The organism is Lentzea sp. NPDC004782 (genome assembly GCF_040609115.1).
GTDB lineage: Bacteria > Actinomycetota > Actinomycetes > Mycobacteriales > Pseudonocardiaceae > Lentzea.
Genome location: NZ_JBEXJN010000002.1, coordinates 159347 through 180017 on the forward strand (window position 1 = coordinate 159347; position 20671 = coordinate 180017).

General features: G+C 70.3%; 22 protein-coding genes. 3 read left to right on the plus strand and 19 right to left on the minus strand.

The features are described 5' to 3' along the window. Positions 1 to 70: 70 nt before the first annotated feature. Positions 71 to 364: a co-chaperone GroES gene (groES, locus tag ABZV40_RS02450; RefSeq protein ID WP_030471993.1), complete on the minus strand. Its 294-nt coding sequence runs from the start codon at positions 362 to 364 to the stop codon at positions 71 to 73. 173 nt (positions 365 to 537) lie between these two features. Between groES and ABZV40_RS02455 the strand changes: the two genes are divergently transcribed. Beyond that, a complete protein-coding gene (locus ABZV40_RS02455) occupies positions 538 to 2043 on the plus strand; it encodes an alkaline phosphatase D family protein (RefSeq protein WP_355434562.1) in 1506 nt (501 codons plus the stop codon). Between the two features lie 142 nt (positions 2044 to 2185). Here ABZV40_RS02455 and tsaD read toward each other — a convergent pair whose 3' ends face one another. The 3 genes from tsaD to tsaB are packed head-to-tail and all read right to left on the minus strand — an operon-like array spanning position 2186 to position 4369. Next, positions 2186 to 3241 (minus strand): tRNA (adenosine(37)-N6)-threonylcarbamoyltransferase complex transferase subunit TsaD, encoded by a 1056-nt coding sequence (tsaD, locus tag ABZV40_RS02460; RefSeq protein ID WP_355434565.1) that lies wholly within the window; start codon positions 3239 to 3241, stop codon positions 2186 to 2188. After that, positions 3234 to 3692, minus strand: coding sequence for a ribosomal protein S18-alanine N-acetyltransferase (gene rimI, locus ABZV40_RS02465; RefSeq protein WP_355434568.1), 459 nt, complete (start codon positions 3690 to 3692; stop codon positions 3234 to 3236). Before rimI ends, tsaD begins: the two co-directional genes overlap by 8 nt. After that, complete coding sequence (gene tsaB / locus ABZV40_RS02470; protein WP_355434571.1) at positions 3689 to 4369, minus strand: tRNA (adenosine(37)-N6)-threonylcarbamoyltransferase complex dimerization subunit type 1 TsaB; 681 nt, start codon at positions 4367 to 4369, stop codon at positions 3689 to 3691. The genes rimI and tsaB overlap by 4 nt, the downstream gene beginning before the upstream one ends. A gap of 75 nt (positions 4370 to 4444) precedes the next feature. Between tsaB and ABZV40_RS02475 the strand changes: the two genes are divergently transcribed. Then, a complete protein-coding gene (locus ABZV40_RS02475; protein WP_355434574.1) occupies positions 4445 to 5794 on the plus strand; it encodes an acyl-CoA synthetase in 1350 nt (449 codons plus the stop codon). A 61-nt stretch (positions 5795 to 5855) separates the two neighbouring features. Here the strand turns inward: ABZV40_RS02475 and ABZV40_RS02480 are convergent, their stop codons facing one another. The 6 genes from ABZV40_RS02480 to glmS all read right to left on the minus strand — a co-directional run bounded on the left by ABZV40_RS02480 (position 5856) and on the right by glmS (position 12298). After that, positions 5856 to 6203: a hypothetical protein gene (locus ABZV40_RS02480; RefSeq protein ID WP_355434577.1), complete on the minus strand. Its 348-nt coding sequence runs from the start codon at positions 6201 to 6203 to the stop codon at positions 5856 to 5858. A 63-nt stretch (positions 6204 to 6266) separates the two neighbouring features. Next, on the minus strand, positions 6267 to 6728 hold the full coding sequence (gene tsaE, locus ABZV40_RS02485; protein WP_355434580.1) for a tRNA (adenosine(37)-N6)-threonylcarbamoyltransferase complex ATPase subunit type 1 TsaE: 462 nt from the start codon (positions 6726 to 6728) through the stop codon (positions 6267 to 6269). After that, positions 6725 to 7822, minus strand: a complete 1098-nt coding sequence (locus ABZV40_RS02490; protein ID WP_355434583.1) for an alpha/beta hydrolase — start codon at positions 7820 to 7822, stop codon at positions 6725 to 6727. The genes tsaE and ABZV40_RS02490 overlap by 4 nt, the downstream gene beginning before the upstream one ends. Further along, a complete protein-coding gene (gene alr / locus ABZV40_RS02495; RefSeq protein ID WP_355434586.1) occupies positions 7819 to 8904 on the minus strand; it encodes an alanine racemase in 1086 nt (361 codons plus the stop codon). The genes ABZV40_RS02490 and alr overlap by 4 nt, the downstream gene beginning before the upstream one ends. Before the next feature lie 151 nt (positions 8905 to 9055). Then, positions 9056 to 10438, minus strand: coding sequence for an NAD(P)H-hydrate dehydratase (locus tag ABZV40_RS02500; protein WP_355434589.1), 1383 nt, complete (start codon positions 10436 to 10438; stop codon positions 9056 to 9058). Beyond that, positions 10439 to 12298: a glutamine--fructose-6-phosphate transaminase (isomerizing) gene (glmS, locus tag ABZV40_RS02505; RefSeq protein ID WP_355434591.1), complete on the minus strand. Its 1860-nt coding sequence runs from the start codon at positions 12296 to 12298 to the stop codon at positions 10439 to 10441. It abuts the gene before it with no gap. A 134-nt stretch (positions 12299 to 12432) separates the two neighbouring features. Here glmS and ABZV40_RS02510 point away from each other — a divergent pair, with 134 nt between their 5' ends. Further along, a complete protein-coding gene (locus ABZV40_RS02510) occupies positions 12433 to 13266 on the plus strand; it encodes a dienelactone hydrolase family protein (protein ID WP_355434594.1) in 834 nt (277 codons plus the stop codon). A gap of 50 nt (positions 13267 to 13316) precedes the next feature. Here the strand turns inward: ABZV40_RS02510 and ABZV40_RS02515 are convergent, their stop codons facing one another. The 9 genes from ABZV40_RS02515 to ABZV40_RS02555 form a co-directional block, all read right to left on the minus strand. Further along, on the minus strand, positions 13317 to 13754 hold the full coding sequence (locus ABZV40_RS02515; protein WP_355434596.1) for a hypothetical protein: 438 nt from the start codon (positions 13752 to 13754) through the stop codon (positions 13317 to 13319). A 2-nt stretch (positions 13755 to 13756) separates the two neighbouring features. Further along, positions 13757 to 16426 carry a hypothetical protein gene (locus ABZV40_RS02520; protein WP_355434599.1) on the minus strand — a complete coding sequence of 890 codons (2670 nt, stop codon included), beginning with the start codon at positions 16424 to 16426 and terminating at the stop codon, positions 13757 to 13759. Positions 16427 to 16432: 6 nt separating this feature from the next. Continuing rightward, positions 16433 to 16726: a hypothetical protein gene (locus ABZV40_RS02525; RefSeq protein ID WP_355434602.1), complete on the minus strand. Its 294-nt coding sequence runs from the start codon at positions 16724 to 16726 to the stop codon at positions 16433 to 16435. A 182-nt stretch (positions 16727 to 16908) separates the two neighbouring features. Next, positions 16909 to 17145: a hypothetical protein gene (locus ABZV40_RS02530; protein ID WP_355434605.1), complete on the minus strand. Its 237-nt coding sequence runs from the start codon at positions 17143 to 17145 to the stop codon at positions 16909 to 16911. Positions 17146 to 17161: 16 nt separating this feature from the next. After that, positions 17162 to 18496 (minus strand): phosphoglucosamine mutase, encoded by a 1335-nt coding sequence (glmM, locus tag ABZV40_RS02535; RefSeq protein WP_355434607.1) that lies wholly within the window; start codon positions 18494 to 18496, stop codon positions 17162 to 17164. A gap of 190 nt (positions 18497 to 18686) precedes the next feature. Beyond that, positions 18687 to 19220 (minus strand): 30S ribosomal protein S9, encoded by a 534-nt coding sequence (rpsI, locus tag ABZV40_RS02540; RefSeq protein WP_355434610.1) that lies wholly within the window; start codon positions 19218 to 19220, stop codon positions 18687 to 18689. A 26-nt stretch (positions 19221 to 19246) separates the two neighbouring features. After that, positions 19247 to 19690, minus strand: a complete 444-nt coding sequence (gene rplM, locus ABZV40_RS02545; RefSeq protein WP_030472013.1) for a 50S ribosomal protein L13 — start codon at positions 19688 to 19690, stop codon at positions 19247 to 19249. Positions 19691 to 19947: 257 nt separating this feature from the next. Then, complete coding sequence (locus ABZV40_RS02550) at positions 19948 to 20238, minus strand: WXG100 family type VII secretion target (RefSeq protein WP_355434613.1); 291 nt, start codon at positions 20236 to 20238, stop codon at positions 19948 to 19950. Between the two features lie 63 nt (positions 20239 to 20301). Further along, positions 20302 to 20610, minus strand: a complete 309-nt coding sequence (locus ABZV40_RS02555) for a WXG100 family type VII secretion target (protein WP_355434616.1) — start codon at positions 20608 to 20610, stop codon at positions 20302 to 20304. Positions 20611 to 20671: the final 61 nt, after the last annotated feature.

Genomic DNA, 20671 nt, shown 5'->3' on the forward strand with positions numbered 1-20671 from the left:
TCTCTGAGTAGCGAAACGCCCCGGTAGCCCCGGGATGGGGCGCCGGGGCGTCAGGCATGTCAGCCGAGCGTCAGTTGACGACGGCCAGCACGTCGCGGGCGGAGAGGATCAGGTACTCCTCGCCGTTGTACTTGACCTCGGTGCCGCCGTACTTCGAGTAGATGACGACGTCGCCGACGGCAACGTCGACCGGGATGCGGTTGCCCTTGTCGTCGATGCGACCGGGGCCGACCGCGAGGACCTTGCCCTCCTGGGGCTTCTCCTTCGCGGTGTCCGGGATCACGAGGCCGGAGGCGGTGGTCGTCTCGGCCTCGGAGGCCTGGACGACGATCTTGTCCTCGAGCGGCTTGATGTTCACGCTCACCGGGATGACCTCCACGGGTCGTTGGCAGGTTTCGTTGTTACGGCTCCTGCCACCCCGCCGTCGCGGGGGTCGGGGCGGTGCTGGTGCCGTGCAGTTGGCACTCTACCCATGAGAGTGCCAACGCTTCAACGAGACCCCCGAACCACTCACCCGGTGGGAGCCGTATTCCAGGCATGCCCACCTTGACGCGCCGCAGGCTGCTGATCGCCGGCGTGGCGGGAGTCACAGCGTTCTCGGTCGCCGCCTCCGCCCGGCCGACCGACCCTTTCACACTCGGTGTGGCCTCGGGCGACCCGGCACCCGACGGAGTGGTGCTGTGGACGCGCCTGGCCCGCGAACCGCTCGCCGAGGACGGGATGGGCGGCATGCCGAACCGCCCGATCGAGGTTCAGTGGCAGGTCGCGCACGACGAGCGCTTCACCAGGATCGTCCAGCAGGGCTCCACCGCCGCTCGGCCGGAGGAAGGCCACAGCGTCCACGTCGAGCTGTCCGGACTGGAGCCGGGACGCGAGTACTTCTACCGCTTCTCCGCGCTCGGCCACCTGTCGCGCGCGGGCCGCACCCGGACCGCGCCCGCTCCCGGCACGCTGGAAGTGCCGCTCACGATGGCGTTCGCGTCGTGCGCGCAGTTCGAGCACGGGTACTTCACCGCTTACCGGCGGATGGCGGAAGACCAGCCGGACCTGATCCTGCACCTCGGCGACTACACCTACGAGTACGAGGCCGGCATCCACATCTCGCCGACCGGCATCGCTCGCCACGTCGAGGGCCCGACCTCGACGACGCTCGCGAACTACCGGCAGCGGTACGCCCAGTACCGGGCCGACCCCGACCTGCAGGAGGCGCACGCCGTCGCGCCGTGGGCCGTCGTGTGGGACGACCACGAGATCGCCAACAACTGGGCCGGCCTGCAGCCCGACACCCCGCAGGCCGACTTCGCCAAGCGCCGGGCGGCGGCGTTCCAGGCTTACTACGAGAACATGCCCCTCCGCAGGTCCCCGAGGCTGTACCGACGGATCCGGTGGGGTGCGCTCGCCACGTTCCACATGCTCGACACCCGCCAGTACCGGACCGATCAGGCGTGCGGTGACGGGTTGCAGTTCTGCCCGGAACGACTCGCCCCCGACCGCACGATGCTCGGCGACGAACAGGAAGCGTGGCTGTTCAACGGGTTCCGCGAGTCCACGGCGCGATGGGACGTCCTCGGGCAGCAGGTGTTCTTCTCGCAGTACGACTACGTCCCCGGTGACGACGCCAAGTTCCTGCTCGACGCGTGGGACGGTTACGTCGCGGACCGCGACCGGGTGGTGGCGCGGTTCGGCGATGTGCGGAACCCGATCGTGCTCACCGGCGACGTGCACGCGGCGTGGGGCGCGGAGATCAAGCAGCGCTGGGACGACCCGTCGTCGCCGACGCTCGCGACCGAGCTGGTGACCACGTCGATCACCGCGGGCGGCGACGGTTCGGAGGAGTACGCCGAGACGCCGTCCTGGCTGCGCGAGAACCCGCACGTGAAGTACTTCAACAACCGGCGGGGGTACGCGCTGAGCAGGTTCACGCCCGATGAGCTGCGCACGGAGTTCCGCGGGCTCGACTACGTGACGCGGCCTGGCTCACCCATCCGCACCAAGGCCACGTTCGCAATCGAGGACCGCCGCCCCGGCCTCCACCGCCTCTGACCGAGCGCACGCGGGGCCCTTCCGTCCTCCCGGAGAGTACGAAAGCTCCCCGCGTACCCGAGCGAAATTCCACATGCTGGAAGTAACGCGGGGGCCCCGCGTTTCCCTCAGGGGAACGGAGGGGCCCCGCGTTGCCGCCGGGTCAGAGGATTTGGACCGTGCTGACCGGGAGGCCCGGCGTGGTCGAGATGTCCATCGAGGACGGCTTGGCGCCCGCGTGAACCAGGTGGGCGCCGAGTGCGGCGATCATCGCGCCGTTGTCGGTGCAGAGGCGGGGCCTCGGCACGCGCAGTTCGATGCCCGCCTCCGCACAGCGCTCGGCGGCCAGGCCGCTCAGCCGCGAGTTGGCCGCGACACCGCCGGAGATCACCAGCGTGTCGACCTTGAAGTCCTTCGCGGCACGGATGGCTTTGGCGGTCAGCACGTCCGCGACGGCTTCCTGGAACGACGCGGCGACGTCGGCCAGCGGGATCTCCTCGCCGGCCCGTTCGGCGCGCTCGACCCAGCGGGCGACGGAGGTCTTCAGGCCGGAGAACGAGAAGTCGTACTTCGCGTCGCGCGGGCCGGTGAGGCCGCGAGGGAACGCGATCGCGCACCCGTTGCCCTGCTTGGCGAGCTTGTCTATGGGCGGACCGCCGGGGTACGGCAGGTCGAGCAGCCTCGCGACCTTGTCGTACGCCTCACCGGCCGCGTCGTCCACGGTGGACCCGATCTCGGTGATCGAGTTCGCCAGGCCGCCCTCGACGAGCAGCAGCTGCGAGTGGCCACCGGAGACCAGCAGCGCGAGGCAGCGGTCCGGCAACGCGCCGTGCTGCAGCGTGTCGGCGGCGACGTGGCCCGCCAGGTGGTTCACGCCGTAGAGCGGCTTGCCCAGCGCGGCGGCGTAGGCCTTCGCGGCGGACACGCCGACCAGCAGCGCACCGGCCAGGCCTGGGCCCGCGGTGACGGCGATGGAGTGGATCTGGGAGAGCTCGACACCGGACGCGTCCAGGGCGCGGCGCATGGTCGGGACCATGGCTTCGAGGTGGGCGCGCGAGGCGACCTCCGGCACGACGCCGCCGAAGCGGGCGTGCTCCTCGACGCTGGAGGCGACCTCGTCGGCGAGCAGTTCGAGCGAGCCGTCCGGGCCGAGGCGGACGATGCCGACGCCCGTCTCGTCGCACGAGCTCTCGATGCCGAGAATCAAGCGATCAGACACTTTGAGCAGGCCTTCCCATCGTGTACGCGTCGGCACCCGACGGCTGGTAGTAGCGGCGGCGCAGGCCGAGGTGCTCGAAGCCGTGCGCCAGGTACAGGGCGATCGCGGGCTCGTTGTCCGTGCGGACCTCGAGGTACACCGGGACGCCGAGCTCGTCCACGCGGGCGAGGAGGTCTCGCAGGAGCTTCTTGCCCACACCCCGGCCCTGCCAGTGCCCGGCCACCGCGATCGTGTGCACGCTGGCCTCGAACTCGCTCGCGGCGAGCCCCGCGTACCCGATGAGCTCGTTGTCCGCGTACGCACCGACGTAGTAGTGGCCGTTGTCGAGCTCGCTGTGGAACGCGTTCTCGCTCCACGGGTCCTCGCCGGGGAACAACGCCAGCTCGATCTCGTGGCACCTGGGCACGTCGGCGTGCTGCAACGGCGCGAGCGTGACGGTGCCGGTGGTCATGCCTTGGTCACCCGCTTGCGCCCGGTCGGTTCGACCGCGTCCGGGCGGCGCAGGTAGAGCGGGGTGAGCGCGGCGGGCCGGGCCTTGGCGAGCACCTCGGCGGCCGCGGCGGCGACCAGGCCCTCCGGTGACGGGTGCCGTGCGTCGAGGGTGTCGAGCCCGAGGACGTCCCGGTAGATCTCGGCGCCCTCACCGGTCGCGTGGTGCACGCCCAGCGCCGGCAGCTTCTCCGCCAGGTCCTGCGGACGTTCCACGTGCGGGCCGTCGGTGCGGCGACCGGCGGCGTCGTAGGCGGCCCAGTAGACCTCCTTGCGCCGCGCGTCGGTCGCGACGAGCAGCGGGTGGCCGCTGGCGGCGTCCTTGGCGATGGCGTCCGTGGTGGCGACCGGGTAGACGGGGCGGTTCAGCGCCTGGCCGAGCGCGGCGGCCGTGGCCAGGCCGACCCGCAGGCCGGTGAACGGGCCGGGACCCGCGCCGACGACGATGGCGTCGAGGTCGGCGAAGGTGTGGCCGGCCTCTTCGAGCGCGTCGCTGATGTGCGGGGTGAGCAGCTCGCCGTGCGCCTTGGCGTTGAGCGTCACCCGCTTCGCGAGCAGGCGCGGCGGCGAATCGGGCGCGAGGTCGACCACACCGGCGGTGACTGCGGGGGTGGCCGTGTCGACGGCGAGCACTAGCACGATTGTCCAGAGTAGTACGTGTGCAGAACCACACTTCCGATGCGTCCTCCAGCGGCGCGTACCACTCTGGATCCCATGTTCGCTGAACCGAGTGACCGCGAGGCCCTGCGCTTCGGTGAGAACTCCCTGACCTACGCCGAGCTGCACCGGGCCGCGGGCACTCTGGCGGAGCGGCTCCGAGGCCGGACTCGGGTGGCGGTGTGGGCGACCTCGACGCTGGAAACCTGCGTGGCGGTCGTCGCCGGGCTGCTCGCCGGTGTGGCGGTCGTGCCGCTCAACCCCAAGCTGGGCGAGCGCGAGCTCGACCACATCATGTCGGACAGCGAGCCCGACCTGGTGCTTCGCGACGAGCCGATCGTGTTCGGCGAACCGGGGACGTTCGACGAGCCCGGCCCCGAGACGCCCGCGCTGGTCATCTACACCTCGGGCACGACCGGCCCGCCCAAGGGCGTGGTGCTGCCGCGCCGCGCACTCACCTCGAACATCGACTCGCTCGCAAAGGCGTGGCAGTGGACCGGCGACGACGTGCTGGTGCACGGGCTGCCGTTGTTCCACGTGCACGGGCTGGGCATCGGTGTCCTCGGCGCGCTGCGGCTCGGCGGCTCGGTGCGGCACGTGAAGTTCTCGCCGGAGGCCGTCGGTCACGAGCTCGCGACCGGCGCGACGATGATGTTCGGCGTCCCGACGATGTACCACCGGATCGCGGAAGCGGTGGAGAACAACGCCGCCTTGGCCGACCAGTTCCGCACGGCCCGGCTGCTGGTCTCCGGAAGTGCGGCGCTGCCGGCGAGCGACCACGAGCGGATCGCCAGGGCGACCGGGCAGGGCATCGTCGAGCGGTACGGGATGAGCGAGACGCTGATGAACGTCAGCGTGCGGTTCGACGGCGACCGCAGGCCCGGTGCGGTCGGGCTGCCGGTGGACGGGGTCGACGTGCGCGTGGTCGACGAGCGGGGTGACGACGTCGGCATCGGCAACATCGGTGAGATCGAGGTGCGCGGGCCGAACCTGTTCCTGGAGTACCTCAACCGTCCGGACGCGACGGAGCAGGCGTTCCGCGACGGGTGGTTCCGGACCGGCGACATGGCGGTGCGCGATCCCGACGGGTACATCCGGATCGTCGGGCGCAGGGCCACGGACCTCATCAAGAGCGGCGGCTACAAGATCGGCGCGGGCGAGATCGAGAACGCCCTGCTGGAGCACCCGGCGGTGGCCGAGGTGGCGGTGACCGGCGAGCCGGACGACGACCTCGGCGAGCGGATCGTGGCCTGGGTCGTGCCCGCGGGTGCGGCGCCCGAACCGTCGGTGCTCAGCGACCACGTGGCGAAGCTGTTGTCACCGCACAAGAGGCCGCGGGTGGTGCGTTATCTGGAAGCCTTGCCGCGCAACGAGATGGGCAAGGTACTCAAACGCGAGCTGTCCTGAGAGGACGGTCGCGGGGGATGGCCGATGGGCTCGTCCGGCCATCCCCCGCGACGTCCGCCGATCAGCCGGCCGAGTTGCCGTTGCAGGCGACGTAGGACGGCGCGTGGTCGACCGTGAAGATCTCCAGCGGGCCGTTCCACTGCCACGGCAGCAGGCAGGCGTTGTTGGCGATGCTGATGTCCGAGCCACCAGCGGCCGAGTTGTCGTTGCACGCGGCGTAGCCGGGCGCGTGACCCTCGTGCAGCAGCGAGAACGGGCCGTTCCACTGCCACGGAGCGGCACACAGGTTGTCCGCGACGCTGATGCCGTGGCCGGAGCGGCCGTGGCCCTCGCCGGCGGAGGCGGGGGACGCGGCGACCAGCATGGCGCCACCGATGACAGCAGTCGCAACAAGCGTCTTCTTGATCATGCAAGGGTCATCGGCTCGTCACGCTCTGTCCTTAATGGACTTCACCCCATGCGCTGATCATCGTCACACAGGGAGGTCACGAGCCGCCCACTCGCCGTGCGGGATCAGCTGAGCTGTGCGAACGTCGTCGGTTCCGCGCTCCAGCCGGATGAGGAGATGATCTTCACTCAGGCGTTCCGCGACGCCCTCGCCCCACTCGACGGCGACCACGGCATCGACCAGGTCCGTGTCCAGATCAAGATCGTCCAACTCGTCCAGGTGACCCCCGAGCCGGTATGCGTCGACGTGCACCAGCGGCACGCCCCGGCCATCCTCGGCGGGCTCGTGGACGCGGGCGATGACGAACGTCGGCGACGACACCCTGCCCTGCACCCCAAGGCCGCGCGCGAGCCCGCGCACCAGTGCCGTCTTCCCCGCACCCAACGGCCCGGCGAGCAGCAGCAGGTCGCCCGCCCGCACGACTTCACCCAGCTTGCGGCCGAACTCCTCGGTGTCTTCCACCAGGGGCAGTTCGACGGTCTTCACGCTCGGCGCCACCACTTCTTCCGACTCTCTCCGCGATCGGCCGCGCACCGTTCGATCAGCGCGACCAGGTGGTCGTTGACGAGATCAGCCTGCTCCATCATCACCATGTGCCCGGCACCGGGGGCCCGGACGAGGGTGGCGTGGGGCATTTCCTCGGCCATCCGCTCGGCGTGCGAGAACGGCGTGAGCCTGTCCGCGTCGCCGCTCAGGATCAGCACCTCGCAGTGCCGCAGGCCCGCCAGCGCCCGGTAGCGGTCGTGCGTGCCGAGGGTCTCCAGGAACTCGGTGAGCACCTTCACCGTCGTCCCGTTGATCATCTTCTCCATCAGGTCCACAAGGGACGGAGCCACCTCGCGGTCGCCGAACGCCAGCGTCCGGATGCCGCTCCACGTGAGGGTCTTCGCGCCGCGACGGACCCACTCGACGAGCGCGGGCTGCACCCCGGCGAGGCGGCCGATGCCGAGCGTCACGGGGTTGTAGCGCGAGAGCACCGACTTCGGCAGGCCCGCACCGCCCACGGCTCCGGCGGCCGTGCCGATCAACGCGACACCGCGCACCCGTTCGGCGAAGAGCTCCGGCCGGCTCTCGGCCAGCGCCATGATCGTCATGCCGCCCATCGAGTGGCCGACGAGCACGAGCGGCCCCTCCGGCACGACCGAGCGGATCACCGCGTCGAGGTCGAGCGCCAGCTGCTCGATCGTGCTGCCCTCGGCGGAGGAACGCCCGGAGCGGCCGTGGCTTCGCTGGTCGTAGAGCACCTGGTGGACGCGCGGGTCGATCAGCTCCGCGAGGTCGCGGCGCTGGAAGTGCCAGCAGCGGCGGTCCAGCGCGAACCCGTGCACCAGGACCACGGTGAGGTCGGCGGCGCCACCGTCACCGGGGTCGACCTCCTCGACGGAGATCGGCACGCCGTCGTCCGCGGCCACGGTCGACTCGCGATCGGGCCGCAGCGCGCCTAACGGCTCGTCGGCAAGGCAGTCGGTGGCCGTCCTGCGCTGGTGCGACACCTTCGCCGTCTGCGCCACCGCGGCACCGGCGACGGCGGCACCGAGCGCACCACCGACCCACCCGACGACCTTCCACACCGGCTTCACGTGTAGATCCTCCGCACCCGCGGCCGGTACATCCCGCAGACGATCTCGTAGTCGATCGTCCCGGTCAGCTCCGCCCACTCCGTCGCCGTCGGCTCCCCCCGGCTCCCGTCGCCGAACAGGACGGCCTGGGCACCCTCGGCAATCTCGTCGTCCCCGCAGTCCACGACGATCTGGTCCATGCAGACACGCCCGACGACCGGGCGGCGCTTCCCCTCCAGGAGCACCTCCATCCGGCCGGAGAGCGCCCTCGGGACACCGTCCGCGTACCCGGCGGGCACCAGTGCCAGCGTCGTGTCCTTCTGCGCGGTCCATGTCATCCCGTAGGAGACCGACTCGCCGGCGGGGATACGTTTCGTGAGTGCCACGTACGACCGGTAGCTCATCACCGGGCGCAGGTCGTGGTCGGTCGGCACCGGGTTCAGCCCGTACATCGCGATGCCCGGCCGGACGATGTCGAAGTGCAGGTCCGGGCGCGTGAGCAGGGCGGCGGAGTTCGCGATGTGCCTCTTCGGGTCGAGGCCGTGGGCCTTCGCCACCTCGTAGGCGTCGTCGAACCTCTTGGCCTGCAGGTCGATCGACGGGTGACCGATCTCGTCGGCGCACGCGAGGTGCGACCAGACGGCCACGACCTCGTGCTTCCTGGCCTGTTCCACCAGTTCCGGCCAGTCGTGCGGCTGGCAGCCGTTGCGGCTCAGGCCGGTGTCGATCTTCAGGTGGATCCGGGGCCGCGCGTCGGCCTCCTCCGCGGCCTGCTCGACCCTGCGCAGGCCGGAGATCGACGACACCGACAGGTCGACGTCGGCCGCGATCCCGGCGGCCAGGTCCTCGTCCGGTGCGTCGAGCCAGGCCAGGATCGGGGCGCGGATGCCGGCCGCCCGCAGCGCGAGGGCTTCCTGGGTGGAACAGGAACCGAGCCAGGTCGCGCCGGCTTCCAGCGCCGCCCTGGCGACCTCCACCGCGCCGTGACCGTAGCCGTCCGCCTTGACGACGGCCATCGTCTCCGACTGCGGGGCGAGGCCGGCGAGCAGCGCTGCGTTGTGCCGCAGCGCACCGAGGTCGACAACCACTTCTGAACGGGCCATAACCTGTTCATCGTGCCATGAGTCCGCAGCTCACCAGGTGTGAGCGAGCGCTCAGGCCCGCGCTCGCGCAGGGGTCCCCTCCCAGGGGGTCCCCTGATCCAATTATCCCAGCCGACACCGACAAGATCGGGATCGCGGACGAACGGGCAGCTCAGCCACCCCGGACGAGCCGAATCGCCGCCGGAATCGCCTCCATCAGCCCCGAAGCGGGCACCGGTGCGCCGTCCGCACCCAGCTCGGCGGCCAAGACGTGCAGGTACGCGGCACGTCCCGCCGCCAGGAACGGGTCCACGCCAGCGGCCAGCAACGCGCCGATGATCCCGGACAGCACGTCGCCGGAGCCCGCCGTCGCAGGCCAGGACGAGGTCGCCGAGTTGACCAGCGCCCGTCCGTCCGGCGCCGCCACCACGGTCCGATGCCCCTTGAGCAGCACCACGGCGTTGAAGCGCTGAGCGGCCTTCCGCGCCGCCGCGACGCGGTCCGCGCCCACCGGTCCGGCCAGTCGTTCGAACTCCCGGTCGTGCGGGGTCAGCACGAGCGGGGTGTCCGGGTCGCGGGCGTCCCACAGCTCGGGGTGCTGCGACAGCAACGTGATCGCGTCCGCGTCGGCGATCACCGGGACCCCCGCGTCCAGCACGAACCGGAGCACCTCGGCCGACGACGGCCCGGTGCCCATGCCGGGGCCGGCCACCCAGGCCTGGACGCGTCCGGCGTCGGTGATCGAGCCGGTGCAGATCGTCTCGGGCCAGCGCGCGCGGATCGCGTCGGCGGCGGGACCGGCGTAGCGGACCATGCCCGACGTCGCCAGCACCGCGGCACCCGTGGACAGGACCGCGGCGCCCGGATACGTCGCGCTGCCGGCCGCCACGCCCGTGACGCCCTGGGTGTACTTGTCGTCGGACGGGCCCGGCACCGGCCAGGTGATGTCCGCACGGTCGAGCAGCACGAAGTCGGGGTCCACCGGCCGCAGGCCGATGTCGACCAGCCGCACGTCACCGCACTCGGCCAGCGCGTGCACCGGCTTCAGGCAGCCGAACGTCACCGTCGTGTGGGCTCGCACGAAGGGCCCGGAGATCTCGCCGGTGTCCGGGTCGATGCCGCTCGGCAGATCGACGGCCAGGATCGGCGCGCGAACCGAGTCGACCAGCGCGGCGGCGTCGGGGCGCAGCGGGCCGCGCGCGGAGAGCCCCACGATGCCGTCGATCACCAGGTCCGGCGACCCGACCTCGGAGACGACCCGGCCGCCGGCGCGCCGGAAAGCCGCGAGGCCCTCGGCGTGCGCCTTGGCCGGGTTGAGCAGGACTGCGGACACCGCGACACCGCGACGGCGCAGGAAATACCCGGCCCAGAGGGCGTCGCCGCCGTTGTTGCCCGCACCCACGAGCAACGTCACGCGGCGGCGTCCGGAAAGCAGTCTGAGGGCGTGGGTGGCCACACCGAACGCGGCCTTGCGCATCAACGAGCCCGGCGGGACCACCGCCATGAGCTCTTCTTCAGCGGACTTGACGCGTTCGGTGTGCCAGACGCCCCTCACTCACTCGACCGTAACGGACTTCGCCAGGTTGCGGGGCTTGTCCACGTCGTAGCCGCGGCTGCGCGCGATCTCGGCGGCGAGCACCTGCAGCGGGACCGTCGAGATGAGCGGCTGCAGCAGGGTCGGGACGGCCGGGATCTCGATCAGGTGATTGGCGAACGGGCGGACGGTCTCGTCGCCCTCCTCCGCGATCACGATCGTGCGGGCACCGCGGGCCTGGATCTCGCTGATGTTCGACACCAGCTTCGAGTGCAGGACGGCACGGCCCTTCGGCGACGGCATGACCACGACGACCGGGAGGTTCTCCTCGATCAGCGCGATCGGGCCGTGCTTGAGCTCACCGGCCGCGAAACCCTCGGCGTGCATGTAGGCGAGCTCCTTGAGCTTGAGCGCGCCCTCCAGTGCGACCGGGTAGCCGACGTGGCGGCCGAGGAACAGCACCGCCTTCGAGTCGGCCAGCTCACGACCGAGGGCACGGACCTGCTCGACGGTGCCGAGCACGCGCTGCACGGCCTCGGGCATGGCCTCCAGCTCGTGGAACTCGCGAGCGACCTCGTCCGGGTACTTGGTGCCGCGTGCCTGCGCCAGGGCCAGGCCCACCAGGTAGTTCGCGGCGATCTGGGCGAGGAACGCCTTCGTCGACGCGACACCGATCTCCGGACCGGCGTGCGTGTAGAGGACGGCGTCGGACTCGCGCGGGATCTGCGCGCCGTTGGTGTTGCAGACGGCCAGTACGCGGGCCTTCTGCGCACGGGCGTGGCGCACGGCCTCCAGCGTGTCGGCGGTCTCGCCGGACTGCGACACGGCGACGACGAGCGTGTCGCGGTCGAGCACCGGGTCGCGGTAGCGGAACTCGGAGGCGAGCTCGACCTCGACGGGCAGGCGGGTCCAGTGCTCGATCGCGTACTTCGCGACGAGACCGGAGTGGTAGGCGGAACCGCAGGCGACGACGAAGACCTTGTCGACGTCACGCAGGTCCTGGTCGGACAGGCGCTGCTCGTCGAGCACGATCCGGCCGTTCGAGAAGTGGCCGCGCAGCGTGTTGGCCAGCGCGTCCGGCTGCTCCTCGATCTCCTTGAGCATGAAGTACTCGTGACCGCCCTTCTCGGCGGCGCTGAGGTCCCAGTTGACCGTGAACGGCTTGGCGTCGGCGGGCTCGCCGTCGAAGTCGGTGACCTCGTAGCCGTCGCGGGTGATCACGACCATCTGGTCCTGACCCAGCTCGACGGCCTCCTTGGTGTGCGCGATGAACGCGGAGACGTCGCTCGCCACGAAGTGCTCGCCCTCGCCGACACCCACGACCAGCGGGGAGTTGCGGCGGGCGGCGACGACCTGGTCCGGCTCGTCGGCGTGCGTGAACACGAGGGTGAACGCGCCTTCGAGGCGGCGCACGATCTTGCGCACGCTGGCAGGCAGGTCACCCTTCGTGTCGCCCTCGGTGTAGGCGAACGCCACGAGGTGCGCGACCGTCTCGGTGTCGGTGTCGGACGCCATCTCGACGCCGAGACCTTCGAGCTCGGCGCGCAACGCGGCGAAGTTCTCGATGATGCCGTTGTGCACCACGGCGACGCGGTTCGTCGCGTCGCGGTGCGGGTGGCTGTTGCGGTCGATCGGCGCGCCGTGAGTCGCCCACCGCGTGTGCCCCATGCCGACGGTGCCCGCGAAGTTGTCGCGGCCCACCTCGTCGAGCCTCGTCTCCAGGTTCTGCAGCCGGCCCGCCTTGCGCTCGACGGCGAGGTCGCCCTCGTTGATGACCGCGACGCCTGCCGAGTCGTAACCCCGGTACTCGAGCCGCCTCAGCCCGTCCAGGACGACGTCGAGCGCTGCCCGGTGACCCACGTATCCCACGATTCCGCACACGGGAAACAGACTAGCTAGACCACGCCGGTAACCCTAATGAGTGGCGACGCGCCGTTTGCGCTGGTCAGAAGCCCGTATGGTGTAGACCAATCTCAGGTGTGGTGCGCGCGACAGGATCGACTACGGTTCACCCCATGGCTCGCCGCGTGATCACGCTGACCGCGAAACAGGCCCTCGAGCAGCTCAGCAGGCCCGGTCCGCACCCGGTGCTGCGCGGCGACCTCGCGCTCGTCGGCCTGCCCGGAGTGATCTTCACGCCCACCGCGGGCCTGGGCCTGCCCGCCGTCGCGTTCGGACACGGCTGGATGCAGCCCGTTCGCCGCTACCACGGGCTTTTGCGGCACCTGGCGTCGTGGGGCGTCGTCGCCGCGGCACCGGCCGTGGAGCGCGGACCGCTGCTGTCGTCGCGGGTGCTGGCGGCGAACCTGCTGACCACTTTGGACATCTGCACCGGCGTGCGGCTGGGAACCGGGGACATCAGCGTCGACCCGGCCCGCGTCGCACTGGCCGGGCACTCGATGGGCGGCGGCGCGGCCGTGCTGGCGGCGGCGGAAGCCGATCGCGTCCGGGCCGTTGTGACTTTGGCCGCAACGGAGACCCGTCCGTCCGCACTGGACGCCGCACGGGAGGTCCAGGTGCCCGGCCTGCACCTCGCGGCCGGCGAGGACCGGATCGCACCACCGGTCGGGCACGCCGAGGCGATCGCCCAGGCGTGGGGCGGTCCCGTGCAACTGCGGCTGCTGCCCAAGGCGTCGCACCTCGGGTTCACCGAGGGGCGGCACTGGAGCGAGCTCCTGCTCGACGGGCGCGCCGAACGGGGATCGCACAAGCTCGGGCGTGCCTTCGTGACCGCGTTCCTGCTGCGAGTGCTGACCGGTGAGCGCATGTACGACGAGCTGCTCGACAGCGACGTCAAGAACGCGGAGCTCGTCTTCCAGCGAGAAGCGCTGCGCAAGCGTCCCGCCTGAGAGCACGGCCTCGGCGGGGCACCCGAGGTGGGCGCCCGCCGGAAAAGCCGTCAGCTCAGCCAGGTCTGGCCGCTCAGGTCGTCATCGTCGTCGTCCACCCGGGCCGGACGCCGCGACCGCATCGGCGGAGGCGGCGGAGCCACCGGTGGCGGCGGAGGCGGCGGCTGCGGTGCGGAGACGGGCGCGGGCGAGTAGCCGGCGTCGTCGTCCTCCGGGCCGAACGCCATCTCACCGGCCGAGCGGTCGCGCTGCGCCCACTGCGGCTTGCGCTGCTGCGGGTCGCCGTGCTTGCCGACCTCCTTCGCCGACGCGAGTGACGCTGCGAGGTCCTTCTGGTGCTTCTCCTCGCGCGCCTTCGCCTCGGCGGCCAGGCGTTCCTGGTCGGCCCTGACCTTGGCCGTGATCTCGGCGTTGGACCTGCGGGTCCGGGCGAGGTTCTCGTCGAACAACGCCTGGATCCTCGGGTCCACCTGTCCCACTGCCGACATGGTCAACGCCCTCCTCGGTCGTCACCCAGGACGGTGCTCAACGGGTTGTTGTTGTCGCGGTCCTCGTCGAACAGCGAACCGGTGGTGCGCCACTGGCTGGCGCCGCGCTCGGTGTCGCCACCCTGCTGGCCGCCCCCGGCGCCGCCGCCCATCATGCCGCCGCCACCCATCATCCCGCCGCCCATCATGCCGCCGGGTGCACCGGTCGAGCCCTGGCTGTGGGCGTCCTGCATGGACGGCAGGTTCGCCGAACCCGCCTGGCCCGCCTCGGAGGCGTTGGTGTCGAAGCCGGAGCCGTTGTCGCCGCTGGACGGGGTGCTCCAGGCGCTCTCCGCCGAGGAACCGCCCAGGACGGACTCGCTGTGGCCGGAGGCACCACCGGTGAACGAGACACCCGAGGTGGAGGTGCTGTCCGACGCGTGCGCGAACTGCGGACCGTCGGCCGTGATCTTGGGCTCGCCGACGCTCGGCATGATGCCGTTGTCCTGGATGTAGTTGCGGCCCATGGACTCCTGGAACCGCTCACCCACGTTCGGTCCGCTCTCCTGACCGGGCGGGTTCCAGACCTGGTCGCCGGCAGCCTGGGCGGGCATGGCCTGGAACTCACCGCCTGCCTGCGCGGGCATCGTGTGGAACTCGCCCTCGCCCCGCCGCGGGAAGTCCTGCTCCGGGAGCGTCAACGGGTCGTCGATGCGCAGGTCGCCGGGCTTGCCACCGGCACCGCCGGCCGCTGCGGGGTTCTCGTCCTCACCGAACTCGACGCCGACCTTGTCAGGCGTGCCGTCGCCGTTGTCCGCGGTCAGGTTGATCTCGCCGGTGCCGGCGTTGACCTCGGCGGTGAAGTTCACACCGTCCTGCTCGATGTGGATCTTGCCGTCGGCGCCGACCTCGACCGGGATCGGGTTCGACTCCGAACCCAGCGGGCCGCCGGCGGGCGTCGCGCCGCCACCGGGCGTGGGCGTGCCACCGGCGGGTGCGCCGGGCTGGCCGGCCTGCGTCGGGTTCGACGGCGTCGTGCCGGTGAGCGTGTTGGCCATGTTCGTGATGGCCTGCGTGCCGTTCTGGCCCATCAGCGCCTTGGCGGCCTCCGGGTTCTTGCTGAAGTCCAGGTCGTAGGTCTTCGGCTCGCCCTTCGGCGTGTCGATCGTCATCTTCACGTGCCCGTTCGAGTCGGGCTCGGTGACCTTGATCGTGTTGTCGCCCGCCTTGACCGTGACGCTCTCGAGCTTCTCCTCCGGCTTGGGGTGGTCCGGCTTGCCGTCGCCGTCGAGGTCGTCGACCTTGCCGTCGCCATCGGTGTCACCGGGGACGTCCGGCTTGCCGTCGCCGTCCTTGTCGAGCGGGTTCTCCGGCTTCGGCACCTCCGGCATGCCGCCGGGAGGGGCGCCGCCTCCACCGGGAGGACCACCGCCACCGGGAGGGCCACCGCCGCCGGGAGGAGGGCCACCGCCGGTCGGCTTCTTGCCGGCGTCTACGAAGGACGGGGCGTCACCGGCCGACGCGATCGCGTTGGCCTTGATCGCGACCTCGAGGCCCTTGTCGATGGCCTCGTAGTCCTTGGTGATGCCGTCCTGCACGTTCGCGCAGTAGCCGTCGAACGCGCTCTTCTTCGTGTCGAACTCCTCGCAGAACCCCTTGAGCTTCTGCTTGGCCCCGTCGATGATCTTCTGCCGGGTGTCGTCGATCCAGCTGCCCCAGCCGAGGCCCGCCAGAAGACCGAGCGGGCCACCGCAGATGGCGCCGAGCACCGCGCCGGAGATGTCGTTCGCGACGCCCGCGACCCAGTCGAGGATGCCGCCGTCGTTCTCGATGATGTCGCCGCCCGCCTGGCGAGTGGCTTCCTCGACCTGCTCGACGGTCATGCCGCCGCACTTGTCGGAGTACTGGTCGTGGACCTGCTGCGCGAACTCCTTGACGTGCTTGGAGATGTTCTCGGCGCCGGCGATGACCGTGGCACCCGCGCGGCCGGTGTCGGTGACCATCGCCTTCGTCGCGCTGGCGAACTTGTCGTGGAAGCCCCGCGCCGCCTCCGCGGCGGGTCCCTCCCACGAACCGAGCCCGTTCCACGCGGTACCGAGCTGGTTGTCGTGGTTCTGCAGCTGCTTGGTCCACTCGTCGAGCTTGTGCGCGTCCTCGCGGAACTTCGCGAGGTCGATGTCGCGCACCTGCTCGTACTGCTCTTTGATCTTGCCGTAGTCCGCCGGCTGACCGCCCTGATGCCCGCAGGCCTCGGCGGCCTTCTGGTACAGGGGGGCGAACTTCTCGTAGAACTTGAGGCCCGCGGCGCCCGCGTCGAGCAGCACGTTGGAGTTCTGGAAGGGGCCGCCCTCGTTCAGCACCTTCTGGCTCGCGCCGAGCTGCTGCTCCTCCTTGGCCTTGTTCACGATCTTGTCGGCGTCGCCGCCCTCTTTGGTCCAGTTGGAGTACTTCGCCTCTTTGCTGAGGACGTAGGCCTCACTGGCACCACCGGTGACGGGCGCGAGCAGGAAGCCGCCGACATGGCTGCCGATGCCGGGGTTGTCAGGTACCTCGACGCCGTTGGCCTGGGCGTAGCGCTTGACGTCCTCCTCGGACCCGCCGGCACCCGCGAGCGCGGGCACGAGCTGCTGCTTGGTCTCCTTGGAGACGGTCGGGTCGTCGAGAAGCTTCTTGATCTCGTTCTGGTCGGCCACGACTCGTTATCCCTTGAACTTGCCCGAGTTCGACTGGTCGGTCGACTCGTAGGTCTTCGCGACGTCCTTCAGACGCGTGGCGATGGCGGTGGCTTCCTTGCCGAATGCCTCGACGTTGGCGCCCAGGCGGTCGAAGTGCGACTTGAACTTGCCTTCGTAGCCCTTGAACTTGCGCCCGACGTGCGGTTCCCCCACAACCGGCAGAATCTGCGCCTTCATCGCGCCCAGCTCTGACCCGTGGCTCTCGTACTGACCCGCGGTCTTGGTGAGATCCTCGGATGAAACGCCGAATCCAGCCATTCCTCGCCTCCCCTAGTCCCCGATCTGACGCAGTTCGGCCGCATCGGGTTCCGCCATACAGTGCCAGCTCCGATCATTCGCTGACCGGGGCTCCGTGATGTCGGTTGCCTTAGTAAACAGCCATTCGGCGGCACTCGCCGATGATCACACCGGTCGGGTGGCCGCTGCTGTCGGCCAGGCGGTCACCAGCCGCCCGGCGCCGGAGGCTGCTGTCCCTGCGGCGGGTACGGCTGGTGACCGGGAGGAGGCGGGGGCTGCGGGTAGCCCTGCTGCCCCGGCGGGAACTGCTGGTACGGGTAACCCTGCTGCGGGGGATACGGCGGCTGCGCGGGTTTCCTCCTGGTGGTCAGCACTATCACCAGCACCACCGCGACGACCACCAGGACGAGCAGGAAGATCAGTACCAACAAGAAAGCCACGGGTCCTCCGAGATCCTCAGTGCACCGAGGAAACCACACCCGCGAGGCGCTGCGCGGCGGACTCGGCCTGTTCGTGACTGGTGGCCTCGACCATCACCCGCACGAGCTGCTCGGTTCCGGACGGACGCAGCAGCACGCGGCCGGTCTCGCCCAGCTCGGCCTCGACGGCGGCCACGGCCTCGCTGACCGACGCGGCCCTGGCCACGGCGGCCTTGTCCGAGACCTTCACGTTGATCAGGACCTGCGGCAGGCGGCGCATCACCGAGGCGAGGTCGGCGAGCGACTTGCCGGTCTCGGCCATGCGGGCCATCAGGCGCAACGCGGTCAGCAGGCCGTCGCCGGTGGTGGCGTGCGCGGGCAGCACCACGTGACCGGACTGCTCTCCGCCGAGCGAGAAGCCGCCGGCCTTGAGGTCCTGCAGCACGTACCGGTCGCCGACAGCCGTGGTGCGCAGGCGGATGTTCGCTTCCTTCATGGCGATGTGCAGGCCGAGGTTGCTCATCACCGTGGCGACGAGCGTGTCCTCGTACAGCTCGCCCGCGTCGCGCATGGCGAGCGCGAGGATCGCGAGGATCTGGTCACCGTCGACGATGTCGCCCTCCGCGTCCACGGCGAGACAGCGGTCGGCGTCACCGTCGTGCGCGATGCCCAGGTCGGCACCGTGCTCGCGGACCGCGGCGGCCACGACGTCGATGTGCGTCGAGCCACAACCGTCGTTGATGTTGAGGCCGTCCGGGGTCGCGTTGATCGCGATCACCTCGGCCCCGGCGCGGCGGTACGCGTCCGGTGCGGCCACCGACGCGGCACCGTTCGCGCAGTCCACCACGACCTTGAGGCCGTCGAGGCGGTGCGGTGTGATCTTGAGCAGGTGCTCGACGTACTGGGTCTCGGCGTCGAGGACGTCGCGGACCCGGCCGATCGCGGCACCGGTGGGCCGGTCGAAGCTCGTGCCCATGTGCTGCTCGATCTCGTCCTCGACCTCGTCGGGCAGCTTGTGGCCGCCCGCGGCGAAGAGCTTGATCCCGTTGTCCGGCATCGCGTTGTGCGACGCGGAGATCATCACACCGATGTCGGCACCCAGCGCGGAGACGAGGTGGGCGACGGCCGGCGTGGGCAGCGCACCGACCCGCAGCACGTCCGCACCGGCCGAGGTGAGGCCCGCGGTGACCGCGGCGTCGAGCATCTCGCTGCTCGCCCTGGGGTCGCGGCCGACGACCGCGACCGGACGGTGGGAACGGTCGTGCTCGGCGAGCACACGTGCCGCTGCGGCGGCGACGGACATCGCGAGCTCAGGGGTGAGATCGGCGTTGGCGAGACCACGCACTCCGTCGGTGCCGAACAGGCGGGCCATGAATCCTCCGAAATGGACACACTGCGAGGCTGCGGGAAAGACCCGGAAAACACTGCGGGAGCAGCAGTTCGAGGTGAACTGCTGCTCCCGCAGGTACAGCTGGGCGCTCGGCGTGCGGGGTGTCCCCGCAGTCACCGCGGAAGAGCAGTGGTCTGACGAACGCAGACACAGCTCCCCCAGCGATGGAGCGTCAGCGCTTGGAGTACTGAGGCGCCTTGCGGGCCTTCTTGAGACCGTACTTCTTGCGCTCCTTGACCCTCGGGTCACGGGTGAGGAAGCCGGCCTTCTTGAGCGCCGGGCGGTCCTCGGAGTCGACGGCGATCAGCGCACGCGCGATGGCGAGACGCAGCGCACCGGCCTGGCCGGTGATGCCGCCGCCACGCAGGTTGGCGATCACGTCGAAGGTCTCGGGCTTCTCGGCGGTGACGAGCGGCTCCTTGATGAGCTGCTGGTGCACCTTGTTCGGGAAGTAGTCCTCGAGGGCCTTGCCGTTGAGGGTGAACTTGCCGGTGCCGGGCACGAGGCGGACGCGGACGACGGCCTCCTTGCGGCGGCCGACGGTCTGCGCGAGGTGCGCGGCGCCGTTCAGCGAGGGCGCGACCACCGGCGCGGAGGTCTCCACGACCTCAGCCTCAGCGGCCTCGGCCTCGGGAGCCTCGACGACCTCGGCCTCGACCTCGACGGCCTCGACGGCGTCAGGGGTCTCGTTCTCAGGGGTGGTCACAGGAACTTCCTCGGTGTACTCGTCGCTCACTGGGCGATCTTCTTGATCTCGAAGGCCTGCGGCTGCTGGGCCGCGTGCGGGTGGTTCGGTCCGCTGTAGACCTTCAGCTTGTTCGCGATCTGACGGCCCAGGCGGTTCTTGGGCAGCATGCCCTTGATCGCCTTCTCCACCAGGCGGTCCGGACGCGTGTCCAGAACCTCGCCGAAGGACTGCTTGCGCAGACCGCCGGGGAAGCCGGAGTGGCGGTACTGGAACTCCTGGTCCCGCTTCGAGCCGGTCAGGGCGACCTTGTCAGCGTTGATGATGACCACGAAGTCACCGGTGTCAACGTGAGGGGCGTAGGTCGGCTTGTGCTTGCCGCGCAGCAGCGTCGCGGCCTGGGTGGCGAGCCGGCCGAGCACCACGTCCTGGGCGTCGATCACGTGCCAGGTGCGGGTCACCTCACCGGGCTTCGGGCTGTACGTGCGCACGGATCTACCTCGTCGTCACTTGCGTCTGGGGTCACTGCGGCGGTTGCCCCAGACCGATCTTGGACGGGCCAAGCGGAGGTTCCGAGACAGGCGCGGCACACACGGGCGCCAGCTACCGCACAACAACGTAAGAAGATACCGGATGGGTGGTGCGGGGACCAAAACGGCCCCCTGTGAGCTGCCACCCCCGGACGTACGCGAGCCCCGGACCACGTGGTTCCGGGGCTCGCGAGGGTCTAGCGGCAGTGCAGCGGGTTCTAGCCCCAGCGCTGCGTGTTCTGCTGCTCGGCGGTGCGGTAGGCCTCGGCGGCCTGCTGCACGGCGGTACCGATGGCAGCGAGCACGGCCTGCAGGTCGCCCGCGGCCTGCGCCCACTTGGCCTGCGAGGCCTGGTACGCGCCCTGCGCGGAGCCTTCCCACGCCGCCAGGGTCTTGTCGACCTGCGCCTTCAGGTCGTCCAGCTGCTGCTGGACCTGCGAAGCGCCACTGCTGATCTGCGAACCGGCGCTCTCGATCTCGCCGAAGGTAGCCTTGATGCCGCCGTCCATGATCAATCTCCCCTAGAAGTAGTCGAAAAGTTGAAGGTGTGAAGCGTTGACGACCAGGACGGATCAGGCGAGACGGCCGGCGATGCCGCCGAGCGCGCCCTTCTGCTCTTCCTCGTTGCGCTTGTAGACGTCCGAGGAGCTCGAGATCTGGGAGCAGATCTCCATCAGCGCCTCCTGCACCTTGTTCGCGTCGTCCTGGAAGCGCTCGATCAGCTTCTGGAAGGCCGTGGCAGCCTCACCCGACCAGGCGTTGGCAACACCGTCGGCGGCATTGCGAATTCCACGGAGCGTGCCCTGCGTCTGGTCGTTGACCTCGGAGATGTGCTTCGCCAAGGCGTCCAGGTCGGCAGGCGTAAGAGAGAAACTGCCCATGGGAGAGCCCCCTATGTCTAGAACTTCAGGCCGTACTTCTTGGTTGGTACGCCTCTTCCGA